Below are 22,565 nucleotides of genomic sequence, written 5' to 3' on the forward strand. Positions count from 1 at the left end.
GGGTGGGTGCAGACGTGGTCCCGCAGCGAGTCGACCGACAGATCCAATTGAAGACCCGAAGTCAGTGAGTGGGTGAGTCAGGAAGACCGCTGCGGGACCACGCCAACCATTCTCACTGTGAGTGGGGGCGGTCCGGCTCTGCTCACCGACTACGGCTGGACGATGAGTTTGCCTTGAGCGTGGCCGTCTTCGCTGATCTCTTGGGCCTTGACCGCGTCGGCCAGGCTGAAGGTGTCGGCGACGCGAACCGTGAGCTTGCCGGAGGCTGCTGCGGCGAGCTGGGCGTCGAGGCCGGCGCGCACCTCTTCCGGGGTGGCGGTGCCCGAAGCCGAGGCGTGGATGCCGAGCTCACCGGCGCTGAAGTCAGCGATCGTGATGACGCGCTCGGGGCCGCCGAGCAGTTCGATCGACTCCTTGAGGCCGCCCTGGCCTGCGGTGTCGAAGGCTGCGTCGATGCCCTGGGGTGCGGCTGCGCGGACGCGATCGACGAGGCCGTCGCCGTACTCGATCGGCGTTGCGCCCAGCGAGCGGACGAAGTCGTGATTGCGCGGGGAGGCCGTGCCGACCACAGTCAGGCCTGCGGCGGCCGCGAGCTGTACGGCGATCGAACCGACGGCTCCTGCTGCGCCGTGGATCAGGATGGTTTCGCCGGACTTCACGCCGAGCAGGTCGAGCACGCGTTGGGCGGTTTCACCTGCGACCGGCAGAGCGACGGCCTGCTCCCACGAAAGACCCGCGGGCTTCAGCGTCACGTTGTCGGCGATCGCATACTCGGCGTACGCGCCGGTGGCGCCCCAGCCGACGACCTCGTCACCGACCGCGAAGGCGGCGCCCTCGCCGGCCTCGTCGACCACACCGGCGACCTCGACACCCGGCGTCGCCGGGAAGGTGACGTCGATCATGCCTTGGAAGTAGCCGCGGCGGATCTTCCAGTCCAGCGGGTTCACGCCGGCGGCGTGGACCTTGATCCGAACCTGACCGGCCCCTGCGTGCGGCTCCGGTACGTCGCGGACCGCCAGTACCTCGGGACCGCCGAACTCCTCGAACACAACCGCCTGCATGATTCCTACCTCCAGAAGATTTGCTTGATGCTTCAATTGAATGCTCTACCAGGGAGCGTTATTCCCGACTGGCCGAACGGACAGTTGTCCACTGCCCGAAAGGCGAGCCGGGTAGATGCATCAACCGACGTACGCTCGAAGCCATGCATGATGTACTCGCGGTCGCGGCGCAGATCCTCGACGGTCCGCCGGACGAGCTGCTGCACAGGCTGTCGGCAGCGCTCAAAGACGTGATCCCGCACCGCGCGGTCGCCCAGCTGGCCAGCCAGTGCGCCACCACCCCGGTCTACACGTACGGCGAGCCGACGCTCGCCCGGGCGATCACCGGTGCCGAGCTGGCCGGTCTCCTCGGTACCGTGACCGCCGGCCGCCCCTGGCACGGCGTGCTGACCATCGCCGACGAGGAGCACCACGCGCTCGCTGTCGCCAGCGATCGCGCCCCGCGCGGCTCGGTCCTCCTGCTCCTGCAGAAGAACGCCACGCCTGACGTGGATGCGTTGATCCAGCCGCTGTGGGACCTCATCACGATCCACATGTACCGCCTGACCTTGAGCGGCGAGCCCAGCGTGACCGCCCAGTCCCGGGCCGTCGCGGGAGCGCGGTTCGAGGTTGCCGCGGAACTGGGCGAGGCCCACGCAGCCACGCTCGCCACCCTCCTCGGCGTACTGCGAAACCAGCGGGTCGACGACGCGACCGCCCGGAACAACGCGGTCGAGCTGGCCCTCAACGCCTTGTCGGAGCTGCGGACCGACACTCGGCAGGACCAGCGCTACCACGGTGAAGAGCCGGCCGGTAAGGCGTTCGACCGGCTGGCCGATTCGCTCCGCGGCCTGCTCCGCCACACCACCGTCGACCTGGAACTCGATGCCCCGGGCAACGACAAGCTGGTCCCCGGCGAGCTCGCCCACTCCGCCCGGGTGGCGGTCCGCTCAGTCGTCCTCGCCATGCTCACCCAAGACCCGGTACGGCGAATCCGCGTCGGCTGGCAATGGGACGGGACCGACCTCCATGCGACGGTTCGCGATGACGGTCCCGGCGAGCTGAACGGCGTACTGGTGCTTGGTCAGCTCTCGGAGCGACTCCGCTTCGGCGACGGCCAGCTAGAGCTGGAGGCTGTCCCCGGCTGGGGCCTGACCGCCCGCATCGCCCTCAAAGCCAGCGCCACCCCACAACCGCTCGAGGACCCGCTGGCCGCTCTCGGCTCCCGGGAAATAGAGGTTCTGGAGCGCATCGCGGAAGGCTCGCGCAACCGCTCCATCGCCGACGAACTCCACATCAGCGAATCGACAGTGAAGTTCCACGTGGCCAACATCCTCACGAAACTGGATGTGGCCACGCGAACTCAGGCCGCTGCGCTCTATCACGCAACAACCGTGGCTTAAGCCTCTTCGAGCCTCGGGAAGAGCGGGTCGCCCTTGGTCAGCACTGAGCCGGCCGGGAGCTGGCCCCAGGTGCCGGCGTCCTGGACGCGCTGGTCGGCCAGGGAGCCGAGCTTCGCCTCCGCACCAAGGAGGTGCCACAGATTGGCGGCCGCCTTGGGCATCGTCGGGTTGTGCAGTACGGCGACCGCCCGCAGAACCTCGGCGGATGAGTACAGGATGGTGGCGAGGCGCTCCCGCTGGGAGTCGTCCTTGGCCACCTTCCACGGCTCCTGCTCGGAGACGTAGCCGTTGACCGCGCCGACCAGGTCGTTGATCGCGGCCAGCGCGTCGTGGAACGCGAGGGTCTCGATCGCCTGCTCAGCCGTCGCAACCGCCTGGGCCATCTTGTCGGCCAGCGCCTGCTCGGCCGGTCCGTGGTCAGTCGCCTCGGGCAGCGAGCCGTCGAAGTACTTGCCGACCATGGCGGCGATGCGGCTGGCCAGGTTGCCCAGGCCGTTCGCGAGCTCGGAGGTGTAGACCGCGCTCAGGTGCTCCCAGGAGAACGAACCGTCGGAGCCGAACTGGATCGTCCGCAGGAAGTAGTAGCGGAAGGCGTCCGAGCCGAAGTGGTCGGTGATCTCGTGCGGGGCGATCGCGGTGAGCTTCGACTTGCTCATCTTCTCGCCACCGACGAGCAGCCAGCCGTGCGCGAAGACCTGCTGCGGCACCGGCAGTCCCGCGGCGATCAGCATCGCCGGCCAGATCACTGCGTGGAAGCGCAGGATGTCCTTGCCGACCAGGTGAACGTTCACCGGCCAGAGCTTCTCGAAACGCTCCGGATCAGCGCCGTACCCGGCGGCCGTCACGTAGTTCAGCAGCGCGTCGACCCAGACATAAAGGACGTGCTTCTCGTCCCACGGGACCGGGATGCCCCAGTCGAAGGTCGAGCGGGTGATCGACAGGTCCTGCAGACCCTGCTTGACGAACGCGATCACCTCGTTGCGCGCGCTGCTCGGCGCCACGAAGCCGGGCTGCGACTCGTACAGCGCGAGCAGCCGGTCGGCGTACGCGGAAAGCTTGAAGAAGTAGTTGGTCTCCGAGAGCGTCTCCACCTCGGTGCCGTGGATCAGGCACAGCTGGGTGCCGTCCTCGGCGGTCTTGATGTCGGCCGGGAGCTTGAACTCCTCGCAGCCGACGCAGTACAGGCCCTCGTACTGCCCCTTGTAGACGTCGCCCTGGTCGTACAGCTTCTGGACGAACTCCTGGACGCGCTCGGTGTGCCGCGGCTCGGTGGTCCGGATGAAGTCGTCGTACTGGACGTCGATGTCGACCCAGGCCGGCTTCCAGGCCTCTTCGACGAGCTTGTCCGTCCAATCCTGCGGCGACATGCCCTGCGCCTCGGCGCTGCGCAACACCTTCTCGCCGTGCTCGTCGGTACCCGTCAGGTACCACTTCTGCTCACCGCGCTGTGCGTGCCAGCGCGTCAGGACATCCCCGGCGACCGTCGTGTAGGCGCTGCCGATGTGCGGCGGTGCCGTGACGTAGTAGATCGGGGTGGTGACGTAATAGGCCTTGTCGGACATGTCTCAAGGGTAGTGGTGCGAGCCAGTCCTATTTACCGGGGTCTCGCGCAGCCAGTACGGCGTCGTACACCGTCCGCTTCGGGACGTTGAACCGCTTGGCGACGTCGGAGATCGCCTGCTTACGCGGCGTGCCCGCCTCTTCATCGGTCGCGACCTCGCGCGCGAGATCCTCGGCCGTCAGGATGCGATCCGGGCTCGCACCGGCGACAACGACGGTGATCTCACCCCGTACGCCGTCCTTCGACCAGGTGACGAGATCCGCGACCGGGCCGCGCTTGACCTCTTCATACGTCTTCGTGAGCTCACGACAGACCGCCGTACGGCGATCGCCGCCGAACGCCTCGGCCATCGCCTCGAGCGACTGGGTCAGCCGGTGCGGCGCCTCGAAGAACACCATCGTCCGCGGCTCGTCCGCCAGCGCCGCCAGCACCTTGGACCGCTCCCCCTGCTTCCGCGGCAGGAACCCCTCGAACGTGAACCGATCCACCGGCAACCCACTCAACGCCAGCGCGGTCAGCACCGCCGACGGCCCCGGTACGGCGGTCACCTCGATCTCAGCCTCGATCGCCGCCGCAACCAGCCGGTAACCGGGATCCGAAACGCTCGGCATCCCCGCATCGGTCACCACAACCACGGTCTGCCCAGCCTGCAGCGCCGCCAGCAACTCCGGCGTCCGCTCCCGCTCGTTCCCCTCGAAGTAGCTGATCACCCGCCCGCTCAGCGTGATCGCCAGATCAGTCGTCAACCGCCGCAGCCGCCGCGTATCCTCCGCAGCCACCACATCCGCCGCACTCAACACCCGCGCCAACCGAGGCGAAGCATCCGAGAAGTCCCCAATAGGCGTCCCCGCCAACACCAATCGCCCGGTCACACCGGCCATCATCGCAGCATTCGTTCGAGGGGAGGAGGCGGTGTGACTCCGGGCTCCGTACGATGGCGGGCGTGACTGCCTTGATCGAGGACGGGACTGCGCGGCGGGAGGACACTGCCGAGGAGCGCGAGGCGCTGGGCAGGGATGTGCTCGGACGGCGGTTGCCGTCGCTGCGGGAGCGGTTGTATCCGGCGATGCCGAAGGACTTCGAGGGCGGGTGGATCGCGACGCTCGCGATCACCGTGCTGGCCGGGTTCCTGCGGTTCTGGAACCTGAGCAACCCGGTGAAGTTCGTCTTCGACGAGACGTACTACGCCAAGGACGCGTACAGCCTGCTCAAGTTCGGGTACGCGCGGCAGTTCATCAACAATCCCGAGGGTGCCGCCGACAAGGCGATCCTGGCCGGGAACCTGAACGTCTTCGAGCCGACTCCGAGCCTGACCGTGCACCCTGAGGTCGGCAAGTGGATGATCGCGGCCGGCGAGCAGCTCTTCGGTATGACGCCCTTCGGGTGGCGCTTCATGCCGGCGCTCTTCGGCACGCTCACTGTTCTCCTGGTGATCCGGACCGTACGGCGGATGACCCGCTCGACACTGATCGGCGCGATCGCCGGTCTGCTGCTCGCGGTCGACGGTCTGCACTTCGTGATGTCGCGGGTCGCGCTGCTCGACGTGTTCCTCGCGTTCTGGCTGGTCGCGGCGGTCTCCTGCCTGGTCTGTGACCGCGACTGGACCCGTCGGCGGCACGCCGACTCGCTGCAGCCCGACGAGCAGGGCAAGTTCGGCCGCTGGCTGCTGATCCGGCCGTGGCGGATCCTGGCCGGTGTCTGCTTCGGGCTCGCGCTCGGCACCAAGTGGTCCGCGGTCTGGGTGCTCGCCGCCTTCGGCATCCTGGTGTTCGCCTGGGACTTCGGCGCCCGTCGCGCGCTCGGCGGTCGGTTCGCATTCGTGAAGTCGGTGCTGGTCGACGGCGTACCGGCGTTCCTGAGCATCGTGCTGGTCGCGATCATCACCTACACCGCGACCTGGACCGGCTGGCTCCTGCACGACAACGCCTACGACCACGACTACGCCTCGAAGAACCCAGCCACCGGAATTATGAAGGTCGTCCCCGACGACTTCCGGTCCCTCCTGCACTATCACCAGGAGGTCTACGAGTTCCACACCGGCGACTACATCAAGAAGGCGACCCACCCGTACTCCTCGAACCCGGCCGGCTGGCCGATCATCGCCCGCCCGATCGGCTTCGACGCCGTCAACGACATCAAACCCGGCACCACCGGCTGCAACCCGCCCGCCGGCTCGAACTGCCTCTCGGTGATCTCCGCCATCGGTACGCCGGTCCTGTGGTGGGCCGGCTCCCTGGCCCTGCTGGCCGCCGTCGTCCTGTGGATCGCTCAACGCGACTGGCGTTTCGGCATCCCGATCATCGGCTTCGTCACCTGCTGGGTGCCCTGGTTCGCCTACGACGACCGGCCGATCTTCTTCTTCTACGCCGTCACGATGATCCCCTTCACCGTGATGGCGGTGGCACTGGTCCTAGGCAAAATCCTCGGCCCCGCCAAAACCCTCGAAGGCACGGCCGCCCCCCGCCGCCTGATCGGCAGCGCCATCGTCGGCGCCTTCGTCGTCCTGGTCGTCCTCAACTTCGCCTACATCTGGCCGATCCTGACCGACCAGGTCCTCCCCCACCCCGACTGGCTCAGCCGGATGTGGTTCAAGACCTGGATCTAAAGGTCAGTGGCCGAGTTGGCCGTGGCCTTTGAAGCGCTTCTTGTGGCGTTTGGCGGCGGACTGGCCGCCGACGCCGCCGAAGAGGGCCAGGCCCTTGACGACGACGGTGGGTGCGTCGGGGTGCGGGGTGTCGCTGCCGTTGGCGGCGAAGCCGCCGAAGATGCCGACGCCTTCATTGCGGACGGTGACACCTTCGGGGACCGTGACGTCGATCCCGCCGAAGACGGCGAAGGCCCAGATGGTGACTTCGCGGCCCTCGAAGACGGCATCGGTCATGTCGAGGTCCTGGCCGCCGAACACCGCAAAGGCATTCGTACGGCGCTTCACCCGCCAACTGCCCTTGCGCTCCACGCCACCGAAGATCGCGACCAAGGTGGTGAAGCTGTCGTCGGGGTTGGCCGGCTCCTCGATCGGGACCGGGCTGTTCGACGCGACCCGGGCCGGCACGGGCGGTGCGCTGAGCGGCATCGGGTGCTGCAGGAGGTCACTGGTGATCGGCTCGAGCTCGCCGAGGGTGCGGGCCTGCAGGGCATGCTCGAGCCGTTCGGCGTGCTCGTCCTGGGTCAGCCGGCCCGTCATCAGCGCGTCCCGCAGTACGTCGACGACCTGGTCACGGTCGATATCGGACGCGCGCAGATGCGCATGCGGATTCGGGCGGTCGGGCAGATTCTCCATAAGACAGGACGATATATCGCCTAACGGCGCACGCGCAGTGCGCAAAGGACCGCAACCAGGGTGATTGAGGCGAAAGTCAGGGCCGTCCCGGGGTAACCACCGAGGCCGAGCCCGAGTCCGCCCAGTCCGGCGCCGAGGAACGTCCCCATGCTCATCCCGGCCGCGTTCACGCTGAGCGCCGATCCGCGCAGGTCGCCACTTCGCCGTACGAGCAGAGTGGTGACACAGGCAGCGACGGTGGCGTGACTGGCGCCCATCAGCGCGGTCAGCATGAGCGTCAGCGGAAGGGTCGGCGAGAAGTAGAACGCCGCGATGCTGACGAGCGCGACGCCGAGGCCGAGCAGCAGCATCCGCTCCGGCCCGATCCACGGCCGGTCCGTCGAGAGGTAGCGACCGATCAGCAGGTTGCCGAGGAAGAACGAGGCCCCGCTCAGCGACCACACCAGCGCGAACCAGCCCGGCGCCAGGTCGAACTTGTCGTCATAGAACGCCGCCAGATACGCCAGATACCCCATGAACGCAGCCGTCCGCAGCATCGCGACAACAAGCAGCGGTACGGCGCCCGGAATCCGCCCCAGCTCGCGATACGTCGCGAGGTAGCTCATCCGCGGCGCACCGTCAGCACGCAGCGGCGCCTTCCGGCCACGACCGCGCCAGAAGAACGCGGCCGACAACGTCAACGACACAACCGCCGCAGCGATCAAGTTTCCACGCCACCCCCACAACATCCCCGGTACGGCGAGCACCGGCGCAGCGAGCATTGCCATTGCCGACGTGGTCGCGGACACCAAAGTCGCCGCCCGCCCAGCCGCGGCCGGGGTGTTGAACCGGTCGGCCGCCGCCGCCCCGATCGACGGGCCGAGGATCGAGGTCGATGCCCCGATCAACAAACAGAACGCGGCCAAGGCCCAAACGTTGCCGATAGCACCCAATAGCGCGGAGACGCCGAGCAACGCCAGCCCACAGGCCGCCACCAGCTCACGCGCCAAGCGATCGATCAACGGCGCCAATGCGAACCCGACAACCAAAGCAGCCAGACCACCGAGCCCCCGCAGCCCGCCGATCTCCGCCACCTTGCCGTCCGCCGCTGCCGCGATCGGCACCAGATACATCCCGAAGACCGTGAACGGAATCAGACTCACGGTCGAGGCCAGCAGGAACGGCCAGAGCCGCCGAGCCATCCGCCAATCGCTCGGCACTTCTGTTTCTTGCAGGGAAGAGGTGGTGGTCATAGATCGGTCCTGTAGCGGTAGAGGGACGTGGGGCGGGCGGAGAACTGCGAGAAGGGGAAGGGTTCCGCCGACAGGGCAGTGACGCCGAAGCCGAGGAAGGCGCGGGCCACGGCGCTTCCGGTCTGAGCATAGATGGCGAGTGGCTTCGATTGCTCACGGCAACGACTCAGGAGGATGTCGAAAGAGCCGTTGGACAAGGTCATTCCGGTCGCGACAACAGCATCGGCGGCATCGATAACCTCGATCATGTCGCGGGAGACCGGCAGTCCGGAGGCAGTCTCGCGGAGGTTGAAATCGCAGGGCAGACAAATGCCGCCGCGTTCGGTGATCGCATCGACGAGCGGGTTGACGACCCCGATCAGCGCGACCTTGGTGCCGTCGGCAACGTCGAGCAGGCCGGCCACTGCGGCATCACGCGCGCGGGCGCGGATGTCCGGCGTACCGGCTGGAAGGATGACTTCCTCGGCTCTCGCGGCCAAGTGGTGAGGCTCGACTGCGGCGAGGTAGGCGTCCAGCGCGGCGATGCGGACGGGCAGTGGGTCATCGGATTCCAGTACGTCGGCCAGCGTGCGACCGGACGTCTCTGCGCAGTAGGCCGGATCGAGCTCGCCGGATTCGAAGGAGCAGGCGCCGAAGACCTCGCCGACACGGAGCAAAACGTAGTAGTTGCGATAGGTGACGTCGGCGCCCGGGAGGCGTGTTGTGTGGTGCAGCCAGAAGGCGCTGGTGATGGAGAGCGTGGCCGGGTCGGGACCGTGGTGACCGGCAAGGACGGCTTGGGTGAGTTCGGAAACGGTCATGGCAGGGCGGCCAGCCTTTCGGGGTCGTACGTGAGGGCGGACAACTCGGGGCGACCAGTTGGCTGGAAGCAGTACAGGAGTGAGCGGCGGTCGGAGGCAGTGCGGTTGGGCGCGGACCGATGCACCATCAGCCCGGGGAACATCAGCACCGAACCGGCCGGCGCCTCGACAGTGACCGCGCGGGACACGTCGACGGCGGTTGGGTCGACGAGCAAACCGGTCGGCTCGAGCGGATCCCGCCGTACCGGGCCCTCGGCAGGGCTGTCGGGGATCAGCGTCATGGCACCGTTCGCCACGGTGTTGTCGTCGAGCATGACGATCGCGGTGGCGATGTCGTACGCGGCGTCGCCGGCGCAGCAGTACCAGTACGGAAAGTCCTGATGCCAGGCGAACTCCGAGCCGACCCCGGCCCGCTTGAAGTTCAGCTTCGCCACGAACCGACCGGCCCGCGCCCCGATCAGCGCACTCATCGGGTCAACGAGCCGCGACTCGTCCCACAAGGCATCCAGCGCCGGGTGCAGTTGCGACACCGGCGACAGGCTGCGCACCGCCTTGCCGACCGCATCCGGCTCCCAGTGGATCGTCGTACCGCGGACTTTCTCCAGCCGGTGCCCGTCCGGCCACACCGTCACGTCGGTCTCACCCGCTTCGGCTGCGGCAACGACGTCGACATGCACCTGCTCGGCCACCGCGCGCAGGCGCTCGACTTCAGTGGCCGTGAACAACGATTCGAGCAGCACATACCCCGTCACCTCACCTACGTTAATGCGACGGGGTCGCGGAAGGAAACTCCTCGCGCCGCAGCGCCGCAGGCTGCCGGCGATCCCACGACATCGCGGACCACGGCACGGCGAGCTCATCCAGCGAGTCGATCTCCTGCGGCCGCATCGACGCCATCGGCAACGCCTCGGCATACCGGGAAAAAGCAGAGTCGACGTACCGGGTGCCGGTATCGGCGGCCAGGAACACGTGGGTGCGCGCGCTGTCGCAGTTGTGCTCCCACAGCGCAGTCAGGTACGCCGCTCCGGCCGACAGCCCGGCGAAGACACCGGAGGTCCGGAGCAAGTCCACGGCCGCGGACATCGCGTAGTCGAACGACACCCAGTGCAGCCGGTCGTACAGCTCATGCCGCACATTGCGGAACTCGATCGAGCTCCCGATCCCCGCGATGATCATCTCCGGATCCTTGGTATGCCCGGCCCCGAACGTGATGCTCCCGAAGGGCTGAACGCCGACCAGGTTCACGTCGCGCCCGCGATTGCGTAGATACTCCGCGATCGCGCCGGTCGATGCGCCGGTTCCGACGCCGCCGACCAGGCAGATAGGACCGTCTGGAACGAGATCCGCGACCAGGTCGGCCACAGCGCCGTACCCGAGGTAGTGGATGTCGTCGTGATACTGCTGCATCCAGTGGTACGACGGGTTGTCGCGCAGGATCTCGCCGATCCGGCGAACGCGCAGGTTCTGGTCCAGGTGCAGGTTGTTCGAGGACGGGACCTGTTCGACGGTCGCGCCGAGGATCTCCAACTGGATCTTGAGGGTCCGATCCACCGTGGTCGAGCCGACGATGTGACATCGCATCCCGTAGCGATGACAGGCCAGCGCGAGCGCATGCGCATAGATCCCGCTCGAACTGTCGATCAGCGTGTCCCCCGGCCGGACCGCACCGGTCTCCAGCAGATGCCGGACGGCGCCGAGCGCGGAGTGCACCTTCATCGTCTCGAACCGCAGGCAGATCAGGTCGTCCCCGACCCTGATCGGGTCCGGGTCCTTGATCGCCTCGGCCAAATGGTCGTGCAGTCGCGCAGACTTCATCGCCGCGGTTCGCTCCTCGTGTCGGCAGTATCGGAGGGCGGGGTGGGCGGAGTCTCGCTCCGACCCAGCTGGGCTGCGCTCACCAGCCGCTGGGTCAGTTCATGGTGTGGTGCGGTCATCACGGTCGCGGGTGGGCCTTGCTCGACGATCCGGCCGTCGTCGATCACCAGCACGTGATCGGTGACGGCGGCCACCAGGCCAAGGTCGTGCCCGATCCAGACGAGCGCCGTACCGCGGCTCTTCAGTTCGGCGAGCAGGTCGACGACGAGCGCCGTACCGTCGTCGTCGAGTGCGGTGGTGATCTCGTCGCAGATCAGTACGTCGGGCTCGGCCAAGACTGCTCGCGCCAAGGCCGCGCGTTGGAGTTCGCCGCCGGAGAGTCGACTGGGTGGACGGGCCGCCGTGATCGCCGAGACGCCAAGTCTCGCCAGCGTGGCAACGGCTTCGGCGTGGGCGCGGTCTGGGGCCAGGCCGCGGAGGCGCTGGGCTGTGCGGGCGACTTGTTGATCGACCGTACGGCGCTCGTCGAAGGAGCCGCGGACTTCCTGCCAGACGTACTGGACCCGGCGATTCTGCTCGCGGGTGCGTTTACGAAGGACGGGGAGTGGTTCACCGTCGAGTTGTACTCGTCCTGTGCTGCGCTCGTGCAGACCGGCGAGGCAGCGAGCGAGGGTCGTCTTGCCACTACCGGAGCGACCGACGATGCCGACGCTGCTGCCTGACTCGACAGTCAGATCGATTCCGTGCAGGACCGGGATGCGGCCCCTCGGGCGGATCGACGCAGACAGGTTCATTGCCTGGAGCAACGGTTGGCCGGGGGTGGTGGTTCCCGTTGACTGCGGTTCCCAGCTGGGTGGGAGAACCTCGGTGCCGCCGGAGGCGATCACTTGGCCGGCATTCAGTACGACGACGTGCGTCGCGAGCTCGCGGACCAGCCCGAGATCGTGACTGAGCAACAGGATGCCGAGGCCGTTTTCGGCGAGCTCCTTCAGCTCACCGGCAAGCTGCAGCCTCGTGATCGAGTCAAGGCCGGTGCTCGGCTCGTCCAGCACCAGCACCTTGGGGCGGCAGGTCAACGCCTGCGCCAGCGCCACCCGCTGCCGCTGCCCGCCCGAGAACTGATGCGGAAACCTTTTGAGCGTCCCACGGTCCCCGGGAACCTGCGCTCCCCTGAGCGCATCCTCCACGGTGGATTGCCCCGGATGATGCAACCGCTCGAGCTCCTTGAGGGTCGCCCCCACTCGCCGCGCCGGATTGAGCGCGCTGCCGGGATGCTGAGGCATGTAAGCAACGATCCGCCCCCGAAGCCGTGAAGCCGCCGCAGTCACACCGTTGCCGTCAACAACAGTCTCGCCGTCGACAATCACCTCGCCCTCAAGCCGCACGCCGCTACCGCTCTCCCCCAAGAGAGCAAGCGCCGAAGTCGTCTTCCCCGACCCGGAAGCGCCCACGAGTGCGGTCACCTGACCGGCGTAAACATCGAAGGAGACGCCGTCCACCAGAACCGCCGAGCCCGCGAAGGCCCCGAGCCCGCGCACCCGTGCGACCACAGCAGGCGCTCCCGCCTTCTCCGACATGTTCATGCGGGGCTCACCGCCAGACGGCGGGTTCGGTGAACCAGGCGGTCGGCTAGGAGGTTGAAGCCCAGGGTGAAGGAGACTAGAAGGAGGGCGGGCGCTAGGACCGACCACGGCTGAAGGAGCAGTCCTTCGCGGTTGCGGGAGACGCTGACGGCCCAATCGGAGGCGGTCGGGCTCAGCCCGAGACCTAGGAAGTTGACCGAGGCAACCAAGAACACGGCGAGCGTGATGCGGGTACCGATGTCGGCTGCGACTGGACCGATGACCGCACGACCGACGTACCCGAGTTGGATGGTCACCCACGACTCACGCTGCATCCGCAGCGCCTCGACCACCGGCGAGCTTGCAGCGTCCAGCGCGGCCGCCCGCACCAACCGCGCGACGGTCGGCACATTCACCATGGCAACCGCCACCGTGATCGCCAACGCGGACGCCTGCCATCCCACCGCAACCACGCTGATCACCAGTAGCGACGGCAACGGCAGCAACACATCCAGCGGCCGGATCAAGAGCTCGTCCAGCCACCGATGCCGGGTGGATGCAGCCACCAGCCCGATCAGCCCGCCAACCATGTAAGCGATCACTACAGCTCCGAACGCCATCCCCAGCGCCGTCCGCCCACCCACCAGCAAGAGCCCCAGCACGTCCCGTCCCAACCCATCCGTCCCGAGCATCCCGTCAGGTGCGTACGGCAGACCGGCCTTGCTGGCGTCCACCGAGATGAGCGGCCCGAAGAGAGCGATGAACAGCGGCACGACGACGAGTACCACCGAGATCGCCAACGGAATCCGGGCCCTCATCGGAGCAGCTCCGTTCGCGGGACCAGGCGGTTGCAGACCAAGTCGGCGACGAGGTTGATGAGGAGCGCGGCGACGGCGAGAACGAGGGTCAGGCCTTGGACTGTTGGGATGTCTCGGGTTTCGACGCCGTCCACCAGCGCGGTCGCGAAACCTGGGATGGCGAAGATCGCTTCGACGACGAGGACTCCGCCGAGCAGTGTGTCGCCGGTTCGCGCCAGCTCCTGCACCCCCGGTACGGCGGCATTCGGCAGCACGTGCCGCAGCAACAACCGGCGTCGCGGGATACCCAGTCGGCGGGCCTGGACGACGTACTCGGCATTCAACGCGGTGATGGTGCCGGCGCGGACCTGGCGGGACAACAGGCAAACTGTGCGACCCAGCAACACTGTCACCGGGAGCACCAGCAGGATCGGGGACGCCAGCAACGAACTGCCGATCCAGGTAGCCGGGAGCCAGCCGAGCTTCAGCGAGAACACGGCGATCAGTACGACGGCGATCACGAAGTCCGGGATCGCGCTCAGCGCCAGCGTCACCGAGGTGATCGCGCGATCGAGCCGCCCGTTCTCGCGCGTTCCCATCAAGATGCCGAGGGCAACAGCCAGCGGAACCACGACAGCCAGGGTCGCCAACGTCAGCACCAGCGTAGCGCCGACCGAATCCCGCACGATCGAGCTGACTGGACCGCCGCTGATGAGCGACGTACCGAGATCCCCGGACAGGACACCGGAAAACCAGTGTACGAAGCGCTCAGGGGCAGGTTGATCCAACCCGAGCTGCTCGCGCAACCGATCCACTTGCTCCGGCGACAGCGTCTCGGTGAAGCGCAGGTCAGCCGCGTCCCCCGGCAGCAATGACGTGAGGATGAAGACGAGCACGGACAGCACCGCGAGCTGGACGACGGCGAGTGCGGCCCGCCCAGCGGCGTACGACCGCATTCAGGCCAGCCACACCTTGTCGAACCGGCCGAAGTCCACGGTGTTCGGCGGCACCGCCTGCACCCCCTGCACCTTCGGCGAGACCGCGACCAGGTAGTCCGGCAGGCCCCACGCCAGTATTCCGCCGTCGTCATGCAGAGTCCGCTGCAGTTCGCCGTACTTGGCCGACCGCGCCGCCTCATCCGTCTGCACCTGCGCGGCGGCAAACGCCGCATCGAACGCCGGCTTGCGCCAATGCGTCACATTGAACGGCGACTTCGACAGCAACCGATCGACGACGTACTGCGGGATCGGCATCGCGCCCGACCGGTGGTTGCCGATGGCACCCTTCGTCAGCAGGTCCTTCGCGTAGGTCTGCGGGCTCCCGGTGGTCACCTTGAGCTTGACCCCGGCCTCCGCAACCTGCTCGGCAAACAGCGTCGCCGCCTCGACGAATCCCGCCGACGCATCCGCCGTGAAGATCTCGATCTCCTTGTTGACCAGCCCGGCCTTCTTCAGCAACGCCTTGGCCTCGTCAACATCCCGCTCCCGCTGCGGCAAATCCTCGGGGTAGTACTGGAATCCCTTACCGAACAGGTCGTTCCCGACAGTCCCCCGCCCAGCCAGTACGACGTCGACCAGCCGCTGCCGATCCGCCAGCAACTTGAACGCGAGCCGCACATCCGGGTTGTCGAACGGCGCCTGATCCACCTTCATCACGAACGCCTGCATCGTGCTCGCCTTCGCAGCCACGATCCGCACCGACTTGCCGGCCTCGGCGGTCCGCGCGAACGTCGCGGTCATGTCGTTCGCATACTCCGCCTGACCACCTTGTACGGCGTTCGCCCGCGCCTCGGCATCGGCCGACAGCACGTGCAGCTCCTCGATCCGTGCCGCGCCATCCCAGTAACCGTCGTACCGGCTGGCAACCATCGACCGCCCGGCGTCGAACGACACGAACTTGAACGCGCCGGTCCCGTTCGGCTTCGTCGGATCATTGAACCCGTCCCGCACGATCTGCGTCCCGATCCCGGCCAGCAACGCCGGAAACTCCGCATTCGGCGCCGCCAGCACCAGCTCGACCGTCCGCGGATCAACCGCCTTCGACCGCCGCAGATCCAGCGTCGCCAACGACGACTGCGCCACCCGATCCGGTACGGCGGGATCCGCGATCCGCGCGAGGCTGTACAGAACGTCCTCCGCGGTCAGCTTCGCGCCGTCATGGAAGGTCGCGTCCCGCAGCGTGAACCGCCAGGTCAGCGCCTTGCCGTCGTGCTCCCACTTCTCCGCAAGCCGCGCGACCGGCTTCAGATCCGGCCCGAGCTCAACCAGCTTCTCGTACATCGCCTTGTGCCGCGCAATGTCCACGAACAAACTCTGCACATGCGGGTCGAGCACCTCCTTCGCCCCACCCCCGGCGTACACCGCCCGGAGGCGACCACCCGCCGTCGGCTGCGAGGACGCAGAACCGCCCCCACAACCACTCAGAGCCGCCACCCCCAACGCGCCGGCCAGGCCCAGAAATCCACGTCGATTCAGCGCATCAGACACGCAGACCATCCTCACGATAGTGAAAACGATTGTCAATTCAGCGCGCATCTGAACGGGACGCCCTCATTCTTTCCGCCGCAGCCGCCGACTGCTCTCCGTGACGGCGTGTCCCAGACTTTCCGTCCGCGACCACTCCCCGTCACCACCCCCGCCACGCCGCCCGACGTCAGCCGCGAGGGCGGACCTGCGCCACTGATCAACCCTCCGAATCGGCACCCGACGATGAGTTGCTGAGCGTGAATCGGGGATGGGCGGCCCAGTTGGTCAGTGCTGGCGGTCCGCCGCTACTGGACCGACAGGACCTTGAATCCGTACGCCGGAAGCTGGACCTGGTACGTCGTTCCGGTGATCGGCGGCCCTGGTTGCGACTCGACGAGATCTGTCGGGGTTTGCGAGGTGGCGATCCCGGTGCCGGTGAGGTCGACAGAGACCGTCTGCGGGGTTCCCTGGAAATTCAGCAGGACGAGCGCTTTCGACGTACCGGACTTGTCGAGGCGTTTGTAGGCGTAGTACTTGTGATCGTCGTTGGTGGGGATGCGGACGCGCAGGCCGAGCGGCGCCAGCGCCGGGGAGGCGTTCTGGGCGCGGATCAGCTTGTCCAGCAGAGCGCGTTGGGCGGCCGACCAGTTGGGGATCTCCTGCTCGTCCGGGAGGATCGTGTAGTAGTCGTTGTGCAGGTAGAACAGTGTGCCCATCGAGGTGAGCATCGCGATTTCCAGCAGGCGGCGGTCGACGGGGTAGTTGGTGCGGCCCCAGTTCGGCGCGGTCTGGGTGATACCGCCGGCGTTCACCATCAGGTCGCGGTAGTTCTTGAGCGTGTTCTCGAGACCGCTCGGATCACCGGAGTCGATCGCGGACAGAATCGCGCTGGAACCTTGGCCCGGCGGAACCGCCCATTGCGTGATGCCGTAGTCCTGCAAGCTGTTGTAGTGCCAGTCGGAGATGAACTCCGGCGACCGCACCCCTTCACCGTTCATGAACGCGTCGTAGTTCCGCAGTACGTCGGTGATCGCGTAGTTGTTCTTCGGTAAAGTCGTTGTGTGGTAGACGTTCGGCGCATCGAGAGCGATCCCGTCGACGCCCTTGTCCATCCAGAACCGCAGGTACTTGCGCGCCTCTTCGAGCCAGGCCTGACTCGAGTAGTTGAACGACGGCGCCTTGGCGTCCCACGTCCCCCAGTAGTACCCCTGAGCCCGCGAGCTGTAATGCCACAGCTCCGGATACTCACCCCGCTGCGGCCGAATGTCGAACCACGATCGCTCAACACTCTGGACGCCGTTCCGGAAATCGTCCTGCGCCTTCTGGAAGTACGGCGAGTTGATCGACGCATACCCGGGATTCGTGAAGATGATGACCTTCAGGTCGCGCGCATGCGCAGCCGCCAGCAACTCCTCGAAGTCCTGCATACTGCCGATATCGGGGTCGATCGCGTAGAGATTCATCACCGGCAAACCGGCCCACAGATCGCGGTCGCCGTCATTCACCGGGGAGAGCTCGATCGCGCGGAATCCACGCGCCTTCAGGGAATCCAGCTGCGCGGTGATCGTGTCGAGCCGCAGGTTCTGCCAGATCGGGTAATACCGCATCACCCCCGAACGGCTCTCCCACCACTTGGTCGTAACAGGTTCGCCGGAGCCAAAGACCTTGAGCTCCTGACTGCATGCCCAGTGCCCGGCACCGCTGCTCAAAACAGTGAGCTTGACATAGCGGTAGGTGCCATTGACGTCCTGCCCGAAGACCCGGCCGGTTTCGTCCTTGTCCATCAGGGTTTGCCAGCTGACCTTGTCCCGCGAACCCTCGACGCGGAACTTCCACCGATCGTTGTCGACGAACGACTGCTCGATCCGGCTGACCGCAATATCGTTGCCCAGGTCAAGCATCAGCCACTGCGGCATGCTGGACTTCTCCGCACCCCAGTACGACGCGGGGTCGCCGTCGACCGCCTTGAACGGTTCGTAACCGGGGCCGAGCGAGGAAGAGGTGGCCGACACCCCACGAGCGAGATTGCGCGGCTCATCGTCGTACCCGGTGATGACGAACTCGGCACTGCCGGCCCAGTAGCCGGCGGCCGAGCCAGTAATCGTGAGCCGCAGATACCGGTACGAGCCGGTGACCGGTTGCGTGAAGACCTGACCGCGAGCACCGGTACGGCGATCCAGCAGCGCCGACCAGCCGTTTCCGTCGACACTGCCCTCGATCAGGAAAGAGTGCGTGTCGACGTCCTTGAAGTTCTGCTCGACCGAGGTCAGCTGACGAATCCGGCCGAGGTCGACCCGCAACCACTTCGGCTTGGCGCCGTCCGAGGCAGCCCAGTACGTCGAACTGTTGCCGTCGATTGCTTTGCCCGGCTCGAATTTCGCGAGGCTGTCACTCGCGGTCGCGGTGGCTCCGACCGCGAGATTGCGGACCGTTGCCACGACACCTCCCGCGGGAACGACCAGAGCCGACGTACCGATGAGAACTGCCAGAACCAGGGCGGCGATCCTGCGCATGAGCACTCCCTCCGTGCCCAGTCACCGTCCCACACCACCCTGGTCGGCAGCACCCATTTCCATTCAGGTCAAAGCCAGCGGACCGTGGCCAGCGCGTTGGACCAGCTGACGACCTCATCGAGGGTGGTGTCGAGGGCCGGCTCCTGGTGCGGGAGCGGAGTGAACTTCGAGTAGTTCTCGAAGTCGGTGGCCAGCGCGAGAGTGACCTGGGCGCGGACGGTGGCGACCTTGAGCTCAGCCATCACCAGACGCAGGTGCTCGACGGCGCGAGCGCCGCCGACGGCGCCGTAGCTGACGAAGCCGGCAGCCTTGTTGTTCCACTCGGCGAACAGGAAGTCGATCGCGTTCTTCAGCGCGCCGGAGGTGGAGTGGTTGTACTCCGGGGTGACGAAGACGAAGCCGTCGAACGACGCGATCTTCTCGGCCCAGGCCAGCGTGTGCGGCTGGGTGTACTGGCCCATAGCGGGCGGGTATGCCTCGTCGAGGTGCGGCAGCTGGAACTCCGCGATGTCGACCAGTTCGAACTCGGCGTCGGAGCGCTGCTTGGCGCGGTCGAGCACCCAGTGGGCGACGGCTTCGCCGTTGCGGCCCGGACGGGTGCTGCCGAGGATGATCGCGATCTTTGGCATGAGATTCCTTCACGAGAGAAAGTTTGATGACGCGTCACCAAAGTACTCCGATGAGATGACATGTCAACTCATCTGTGACGGAGCTCTCCCCTGAGCAGGGGCGAGCGGGATTATTCGGTGCAGTCGGTGGCGGGGTCTTCACACTCGGCGGCCGGGCAGGCCGCGGAGGGGATTCCGCCGAGAACGCGATCGAACAGCGTGGTCAACTGCTGCTGCTCGGCGGTCGTGAGGTGGTCGAAGAAGTACGTGCGAACGGCCTCGACATGGTCGGGCGCGGCCGCCTCGACGGCCTTGCGGCCGAGGTCGGTGAGCCGGACCATCGAGCCGCGCGCATCCGATGCGCAGTCCTCGCGGCTGACCAGCCCGCGCTTCTCCATCCGGCTGACCTGATGCGACAACCGGCTCCGCTCCCACCCGACCGAGCGGCCGAGATCGCGGGTCCGCAGGATGCCGTCCGCGGCGATCGAGAGTGGATGCAGCAAAGCGTAATCAGCTCCGGACAAACCGGAGTTGCTGATCAGCCGGCCCTCCAGGACCCGAGTCAGCTCACGCTGCGTGTCGCGGTACGCCTGCCACAGCTGCGCCTCGCGCGCATCCAGCCAGCGTGGTTCCGTCATGAAGCCATAGTACGGACATCTGTTGACATATCACCGACTCCGAACGCTATGGGGTTCGCGACAGGGCGACCGCGAGTCCGACCGTGGCAGCCATGATCACCAGTTCCACGGCCGCCAAACGCCGGAACGCCGCTGGGTTTCCGGTCGCGAGCTCGGGGAGGGTTGTCTTCCGATGCCACCAGCCGACCGTGACGAGAGCTGCGAAAGCCACGGTTTTGGCGAAGACCAGAGCGCCGTACCCGGTGGTGACCCATTGGGTGATCAGGCCCCAGCCCTCCTCGCGGCCGCCGAGGTGGATCTCGGCGGTGATGAGCCCCGTGACGCCCATCGCGATCGCGCAGACGAGTGCGAGGGTGCTGAAGCGCTCGACGGCGGTTCGGTCGCGGGCATAACGCAGTACGCCGGCCAATCCGCCGATCCAGGCGGTCGCGGCGAACACGTGGAGGACGAGCGAGGTGGTCGCGGTGACGGACCAGAAGGTGGTTCGCTCGATCGCGCCGTGGCCGGTGAGAAGCGGTGGGATCAACGCCAGCACCGCCAACCCCAACCCCACCCGGGCACCCCGCACGGTCCGAACCCCACTCAGCACAACAGCCAGCACGGCAGTCAGTACGACGGTCACCGCGAGCGCTCGCACTTGAGTCAGCCCACCGGCGATCGAGGCGTGCTCGGCCAAGTGGGACAACGGGATCCCGAGGATGACGGCTGCTGACGTGATCAGCCCGGCGACACTGGCGAGTGCCCAGATTCCCGCAGCCATCGCGGCATCCTGGGCCGCCCGCAAACCATTTGCCGGCAGCAACCAAGCAGCGGTGATCAACCCGCCCCCGACCGCAATCGCAGCTCCATCGGCAAGCAATCGCAGTACCGGAACTGCCCAAGACAAGGGCAGTCCCGCCCCGATCAACCCCTCAGGCTGCCGCTCCGGTGCTCCACCAGCCAACACCAAAGCCACCACCAGTACGACGACAGCCGCCGCGATCCCGCCGACGATCAACCGCAGGCGCGGCGTTTCTGTGGGGTTGCTCATCGGGCTGGGCGGCGCCGGACGATGACTACGGCCAGGGCGACCACTACCAGCATGACCAGGAACATGGCGACGATGGTGACCACGTTCGAGTTGTCTGCGGGTTGGGGGGTGGTGGGATCGATGGGAGGTGCGCCGGGAGCGTGACCGGCGTGGGTGATGGTGAAGGTGGTGGAGGCGGTGATGGGGTGGCCGTCGGCCGACACCACGCGGGCTTCCACTTGGTAGCGGCCGGTTTCGATCATGGCGCCGACGGGCTGGGTGACTTTATTGTCGAGGACCTTGGGGTTGCCGAGGGCAACATTCACGCCGGCTGGTGACTTCACCTGGATCTGGGTGCCGTTGCTGCCGACGGGTTCGTTGAAGGTCAGCACGACCTTGGAGGGTGGGGCGGCGTTGGTGGAGCCGTCGGCGGGGGTGATGGACTCGAGTTTGGCGTGCGCCGCGGCCGGCCCGGCGGAGAACACCAGGGCCAGCAGCGACGCGACGAGGAGAGCTGTCAGACGACGCACGACTACGACTGCACCTTCTTGCGTGGGCGGAGACCGAGGCCAAGACCGATCAGGCCGAGGAGCAGCCCGGCACCGCCGAGCCCGCGGGCGAGCGGGTCGGACGAGTCCTTGGACGTGTCAGTGGCTGCGGCGACCGGGGTGATCGCAGCGGCCAACTTCAGAGTGGGCGCGGGGTGTTCGGGCTCTTCGCCACCTTCGGTGCGGGCGGCATCCCACTTGACGACCTCGCCGTCACTGTAGGTCTGAACGGCCGGGAAGCTGAGCGCGTCCACCTTCTCGGGCAACCGGCCGACCGACAGCGCGAACTCGTCGAAGTCGTTCGCCGGGATACCGCCCTTGAGCGCGGTCCACGTGACCGTGGTGATCGCCTCGGACAGAGTGACGTCGCCGACCTTGACGGGGGTGGCGAGCTTCTCGGTGGTCTTCTCGACCTTCCAGCCGTCCTTCACCAGCGCGCCGACATGGGCGAACGGGGTGTCCTTGGGCAGCGAGACAACCAGCTTGGTGGTGGAGGTGTTGTCGGATTCGGTCGGCACGCGGAAGATCAGCTTCGCGTACCCACCGGGCTTGGCATCAGGCGAAGACACCGAGACGTGAGCGGACGCGGAGCCGGCGGCGCCGGTGAGGACAAGGGCGGACGCGGCAACGATCGCCCCGGCCCGCAGACAGTGCTTCTTCGACATGGGCTTCTTGGACATGGCGGTAGGAACCTTTCGCGGTCACACGGGATGAACCCGACCGCGATGCGACGCGGCCGGTCAGAGCAGAACTGGCTCCGCCCAAGGCGGCCCGCGCCGCGACACGTTCGACCCGGCCCAGCGCCGTACGGTCCGCGGCGCCGGCTCAACAGTCACCAGTACGGCGCTCAGCACCCGAACGACCGTGATCACCGGAGCCACCGGCCACAACCGGGCGAGGATCCGGACCACCCGCTGACCCCAGTCGTGGGCCCGGCCAACCGCCAGCACCCCAGCGCTCAGCGCGGCCAGGTGGGTAACCGTCATCAGCACACTGCCGCTCACCCCGGCCGACATCGCCATCGAGTGATCTGTGTGAGCCGCATCGAGCGTCACATGGACGAACAGCTGCACACCGGCCAGCACCACAGCGATCAGCACCGGCTCATCCGCCAAGTGCTCACCAAGCAGCCAGCAGACTCCCGTCAACGCCAGCAACGGCGCAACCACCGCCAGCGGAACCGGACCGCCACCCGCAAGCACGTGTCCGACAGCAGCGACCACGACGCTCAGCGCCGCGACCACAGACGTCGTACCGGCTTCCGCGCGCATGGGGCCCTCCTCACTGGCTTACG

The 22,565-nt window shown here is 67.0% G+C and carries 21 protein-coding genes; 2 read left to right on the top strand and 19 right to left on the bottom strand.

From position 1 onward, the window contains the following. Window positions 1-149: 149 nt before the first annotated feature. On the bottom strand, window positions 150-1,061 hold the full coding sequence (locus E1263_RS28205; protein ID WP_132172745.1) for an NADP-dependent oxidoreductase: 912 nt from the start codon (window positions 1,059-1,061) through the stop codon (window positions 150-152). 143 nt (window positions 1,062-1,204) lie between these two features. Between E1263_RS28205 and E1263_RS44235 the strand changes: the two genes are divergently transcribed. Continuing rightward, the gene (locus E1263_RS44235; protein ID WP_132172747.1) at window positions 1,205-2,443 is read left to right on the top strand and encodes a helix-turn-helix transcriptional regulator; all 1,239 of its coding nucleotides are present in this window, start codon (window positions 1,205-1,207) and stop codon (window positions 2,441-2,443) included. Here E1263_RS44235 and metG read toward each other — a convergent pair. Then, the gene (gene metG / locus E1263_RS28215; RefSeq protein ID WP_132172749.1) at window positions 2,440-4,005 is read right to left on the bottom strand and encodes a methionine--tRNA ligase; all 1,566 of its coding nucleotides are present in this window, start codon (window positions 4,003-4,005) and stop codon (window positions 2,440-2,442) included. The two genes, E1263_RS44235 and metG, sit on opposite strands and share 4 nt — an antisense overlap. Window positions 4,006-4,033: 28 nt before the next feature. Next, entirely contained in the window at window positions 4,034-4,885 is an 852-nt protein-coding gene (gene rsmI, locus E1263_RS28220; protein ID WP_132172751.1) for a 16S rRNA (cytidine(1402)-2'-O)-methyltransferase, read from the bottom strand. Window positions 4,886-5,070: 185 nt separating this feature from the next. On the opposite strand from rsmI, the gene E1263_RS28225 reads away from it, so the two are divergent. Then, window positions 5,071-6,609, top strand: a complete 1,539-nt coding sequence (locus E1263_RS28225; RefSeq protein WP_337590289.1) for a dolichyl-phosphate-mannose--protein mannosyltransferase — start codon at window positions 5,071-5,073, stop codon at window positions 6,607-6,609. A 3-nt stretch (window positions 6,610-6,612) separates the two neighbouring features. On the opposite strand, the gene E1263_RS28230 is transcribed toward E1263_RS28225, so the two are convergent. The 16 genes from E1263_RS28230 to E1263_RS28305 form a co-directional block, all read right to left on the bottom strand. Beyond that, a complete protein-coding gene (locus E1263_RS28230; protein ID WP_132172755.1) occupies window positions 6,613-7,284 on the bottom strand; it encodes a DUF1707 SHOCT-like domain-containing protein in 672 nt (223 codons plus the stop codon). 20 nt (window positions 7,285-7,304) lie between these two features. Continuing rightward, window positions 7,305-8,516, bottom strand: coding sequence for an MFS transporter (locus E1263_RS28235; protein WP_238161591.1), 1,212 nt, complete (start codon window positions 8,514-8,516; stop codon window positions 7,305-7,307). After that, on the bottom strand, window positions 8,513-9,316 hold the full coding sequence (locus tag E1263_RS28240) for a Rossmann-like domain-containing protein (protein ID WP_132172757.1): 804 nt from the start codon (window positions 9,314-9,316) through the stop codon (window positions 8,513-8,515). The genes E1263_RS28235 and E1263_RS28240 overlap by 4 nt, the downstream gene beginning before the upstream one ends. Continuing rightward, window positions 9,313-10,068, bottom strand: a complete 756-nt coding sequence (locus tag E1263_RS28245; RefSeq protein WP_238161592.1) for a phytanoyl-CoA dioxygenase family protein — start codon at window positions 10,066-10,068, stop codon at window positions 9,313-9,315. The genes E1263_RS28240 and E1263_RS28245 overlap by 4 nt, the downstream gene beginning before the upstream one ends. A 10-nt stretch (window positions 10,069-10,078) precedes the next feature. Further along, window positions 10,079-11,131 (bottom strand): pyridoxal-phosphate dependent enzyme, encoded by a 1,053-nt coding sequence (locus E1263_RS28250; RefSeq protein WP_202869085.1) that lies wholly within the window; start codon window positions 11,129-11,131, stop codon window positions 10,079-10,081. Further along, a complete protein-coding gene (locus E1263_RS28255) occupies window positions 11,128-12,714 on the bottom strand; it encodes an ABC transporter ATP-binding protein (RefSeq protein WP_238161594.1) in 1,587 nt (528 codons plus the stop codon). The genes E1263_RS28250 and E1263_RS28255 overlap by 4 nt, the downstream gene beginning before the upstream one ends. Continuing rightward, window positions 12,711-13,511, bottom strand: coding sequence for an ABC transporter permease (locus E1263_RS28260; protein ID WP_132172761.1), 801 nt, complete (start codon window positions 13,509-13,511; stop codon window positions 12,711-12,713). The genes E1263_RS28255 and E1263_RS28260 overlap by 4 nt, the downstream gene beginning before the upstream one ends. Beyond that, a complete protein-coding gene (locus E1263_RS28265) occupies window positions 13,508-14,446 on the bottom strand; it encodes an ABC transporter permease (protein ID WP_132172763.1) in 939 nt (312 codons plus the stop codon). The genes E1263_RS28260 and E1263_RS28265 overlap by 4 nt, the downstream gene beginning before the upstream one ends. Next, window positions 14,447-15,976, bottom strand: coding sequence for an ABC transporter substrate-binding protein (locus tag E1263_RS28270; protein WP_202869086.1), 1,530 nt, complete (start codon window positions 15,974-15,976; stop codon window positions 14,447-14,449). A 284-nt stretch (window positions 15,977-16,260) separates the two neighbouring features. Next, a complete protein-coding gene (locus E1263_RS28275; RefSeq protein ID WP_132172767.1) occupies window positions 16,261-18,468 on the bottom strand; it encodes a discoidin domain-containing protein in 2,208 nt (735 codons plus the stop codon). 68 nt (window positions 18,469-18,536) lie between these two features. After that, entirely contained in the window at window positions 18,537-19,097 is a 561-nt protein-coding gene (locus E1263_RS28280; RefSeq protein ID WP_132172769.1) for an NADPH-dependent FMN reductase, read from the bottom strand. A gap of 110 nt (window positions 19,098-19,207) precedes the next feature. Beyond that, window positions 19,208-19,714: a MarR family winged helix-turn-helix transcriptional regulator gene (locus E1263_RS28285; protein WP_132172771.1), complete on the bottom strand. Its 507-nt coding sequence runs from the start codon at window positions 19,712-19,714 to the stop codon at window positions 19,208-19,210. A 46-nt stretch (window positions 19,715-19,760) separates the two neighbouring features. After that, a complete protein-coding gene (locus E1263_RS28290; protein ID WP_165956777.1) occupies window positions 19,761-20,744 on the bottom strand; it encodes a copper resistance D family protein in 984 nt (327 codons plus the stop codon). Next, on the bottom strand, window positions 20,741-21,253 hold the full coding sequence (locus E1263_RS28295; protein ID WP_132172773.1) for a copper resistance CopC family protein: 513 nt from the start codon (window positions 21,251-21,253) through the stop codon (window positions 20,741-20,743). The genes E1263_RS28290 and E1263_RS28295 overlap by 4 nt, the downstream gene beginning before the upstream one ends. 2 nt (window positions 21,254-21,255) lie before the next feature. Continuing rightward, window positions 21,256-21,951 carry a YcnI family copper-binding membrane protein gene (locus E1263_RS28300; RefSeq protein ID WP_238161595.1) on the bottom strand — a complete coding sequence of 232 codons (696 nt, stop codon included), beginning with the start codon at window positions 21,949-21,951 and terminating at the stop codon, window positions 21,256-21,258. A 60-nt stretch (window positions 21,952-22,011) separates the two neighbouring features. Beyond that, window positions 22,012-22,542, bottom strand: coding sequence for a hypothetical protein (locus E1263_RS28305; protein ID WP_132172775.1), 531 nt, complete (start codon window positions 22,540-22,542; stop codon window positions 22,012-22,014). Between the last annotated feature and the right edge of the window lie 23 nt (window positions 22,543-22,565).

Origin of the sequence: Kribbella antibiotica, assembly GCF_004349055.1 — a bacterium.
GTDB classification, from domain to species: Bacteria; Actinomycetota; Actinomycetes; order Propionibacteriales; family Kribbellaceae; genus Kribbella; species Kribbella antibiotica.

Bases quoted from the DNA above. Each gene is read 5' to 3' on its own strand.
- E1263_RS28230 (WP_132172755.1), bottom strand. From the start codon at position 7,284: ATGGAGAATCTGCCCGACCGCCCGAATCCGCATGCGCATCTGCGCGCG.
- E1263_RS28260 (WP_132172761.1), bottom strand. From the start codon at position 13,511: ATGAGGGCCCGGATTCCGTTGGCGATCTCGGTGGTACTCGTCGTCGTG.
- E1263_RS28235 (WP_238161591.1), bottom strand. From the start codon at position 8,516: ATGACCACCACCTCTTCCCTGCAAGAAACAGAAGTGCCGAGCGATTGG.
- E1263_RS44235 (WP_132172747.1), top strand. From the start codon at position 1,205: ATGCATGATGTACTCGCGGTCGCGGCGCAGATCCTCGACGGTCCGCCG.
- E1263_RS28300 (WP_238161595.1), bottom strand. From the start codon at position 21,951: ATGTCCAAGAAGCCCATGTCGAAGAAGCACTGTCTGCGGGCCGGGGCG.
- E1263_RS28225 (WP_337590289.1), top strand. From the start codon at position 5,071: ATGCCGAAGGACTTCGAGGGCGGGTGGATCGCGACGCTCGCGATCACC.
- E1263_RS28280 (WP_132172769.1), bottom strand. From the start codon at position 19,097: ATGCCAAAGATCGCGATCATCCTCGGCAGCACCCGTCCGGGCCGCAAC.
- E1263_RS28265 (WP_132172763.1), bottom strand. From the start codon at position 14,446: ATGCGGTCGTACGCCGCTGGGCGGGCCGCACTCGCCGTCGTCCAGCTC.
- E1263_RS28240 (WP_132172757.1), bottom strand. From the start codon at position 9,316: ATGACCGTTTCCGAACTCACCCAAGCCGTCCTTGCCGGTCACCACGGT.
- E1263_RS28205 (WP_132172745.1), bottom strand. From the start codon at position 1,061: ATGCAGGCGGTTGTGTTCGAGGAGTTCGGCGGTCCCGAGGTACTGGCG.
- E1263_RS28250 (WP_202869085.1), bottom strand. From the start codon at position 11,131: ATGAAGTCTGCGCGACTGCACGACCATTTGGCCGAGGCGATCAAGGAC.
- E1263_RS28285 (WP_132172771.1), bottom strand. From the start codon at position 19,714: ATGACGGAACCACGCTGGCTGGATGCGCGCGAGGCGCAGCTGTGGCAG.
- E1263_RS28275 (WP_132172767.1), bottom strand. From the start codon at position 18,468: ATGCGCAGGATCGCCGCCCTGGTTCTGGCAGTTCTCATCGGTACGTCG.
- metG (WP_132172749.1), bottom strand. From the start codon at position 4,005: ATGTCCGACAAGGCCTATTACGTCACCACCCCGATCTACTACGTCACG.
- E1263_RS28305 (WP_132172775.1), bottom strand. From the start codon at position 22,542: ATGCGCGCGGAAGCCGGTACGACGTCTGTGGTCGCGGCGCTGAGCGTC.
- E1263_RS28290 (WP_165956777.1), bottom strand. From the start codon at position 20,744: ATGAGCAACCCCACAGAAACGCCGCGCCTGCGGTTGATCGTCGGCGGG.
- E1263_RS28255 (WP_238161594.1), bottom strand. From the start codon at position 12,714: ATGAACATGTCGGAGAAGGCGGGAGCGCCTGCTGTGGTCGCACGGGTG.
- rsmI (WP_132172751.1), bottom strand. From the start codon at position 4,885: ATGGCCGGTGTGACCGGGCGATTGGTGTTGGCGGGGACGCCTATTGGG.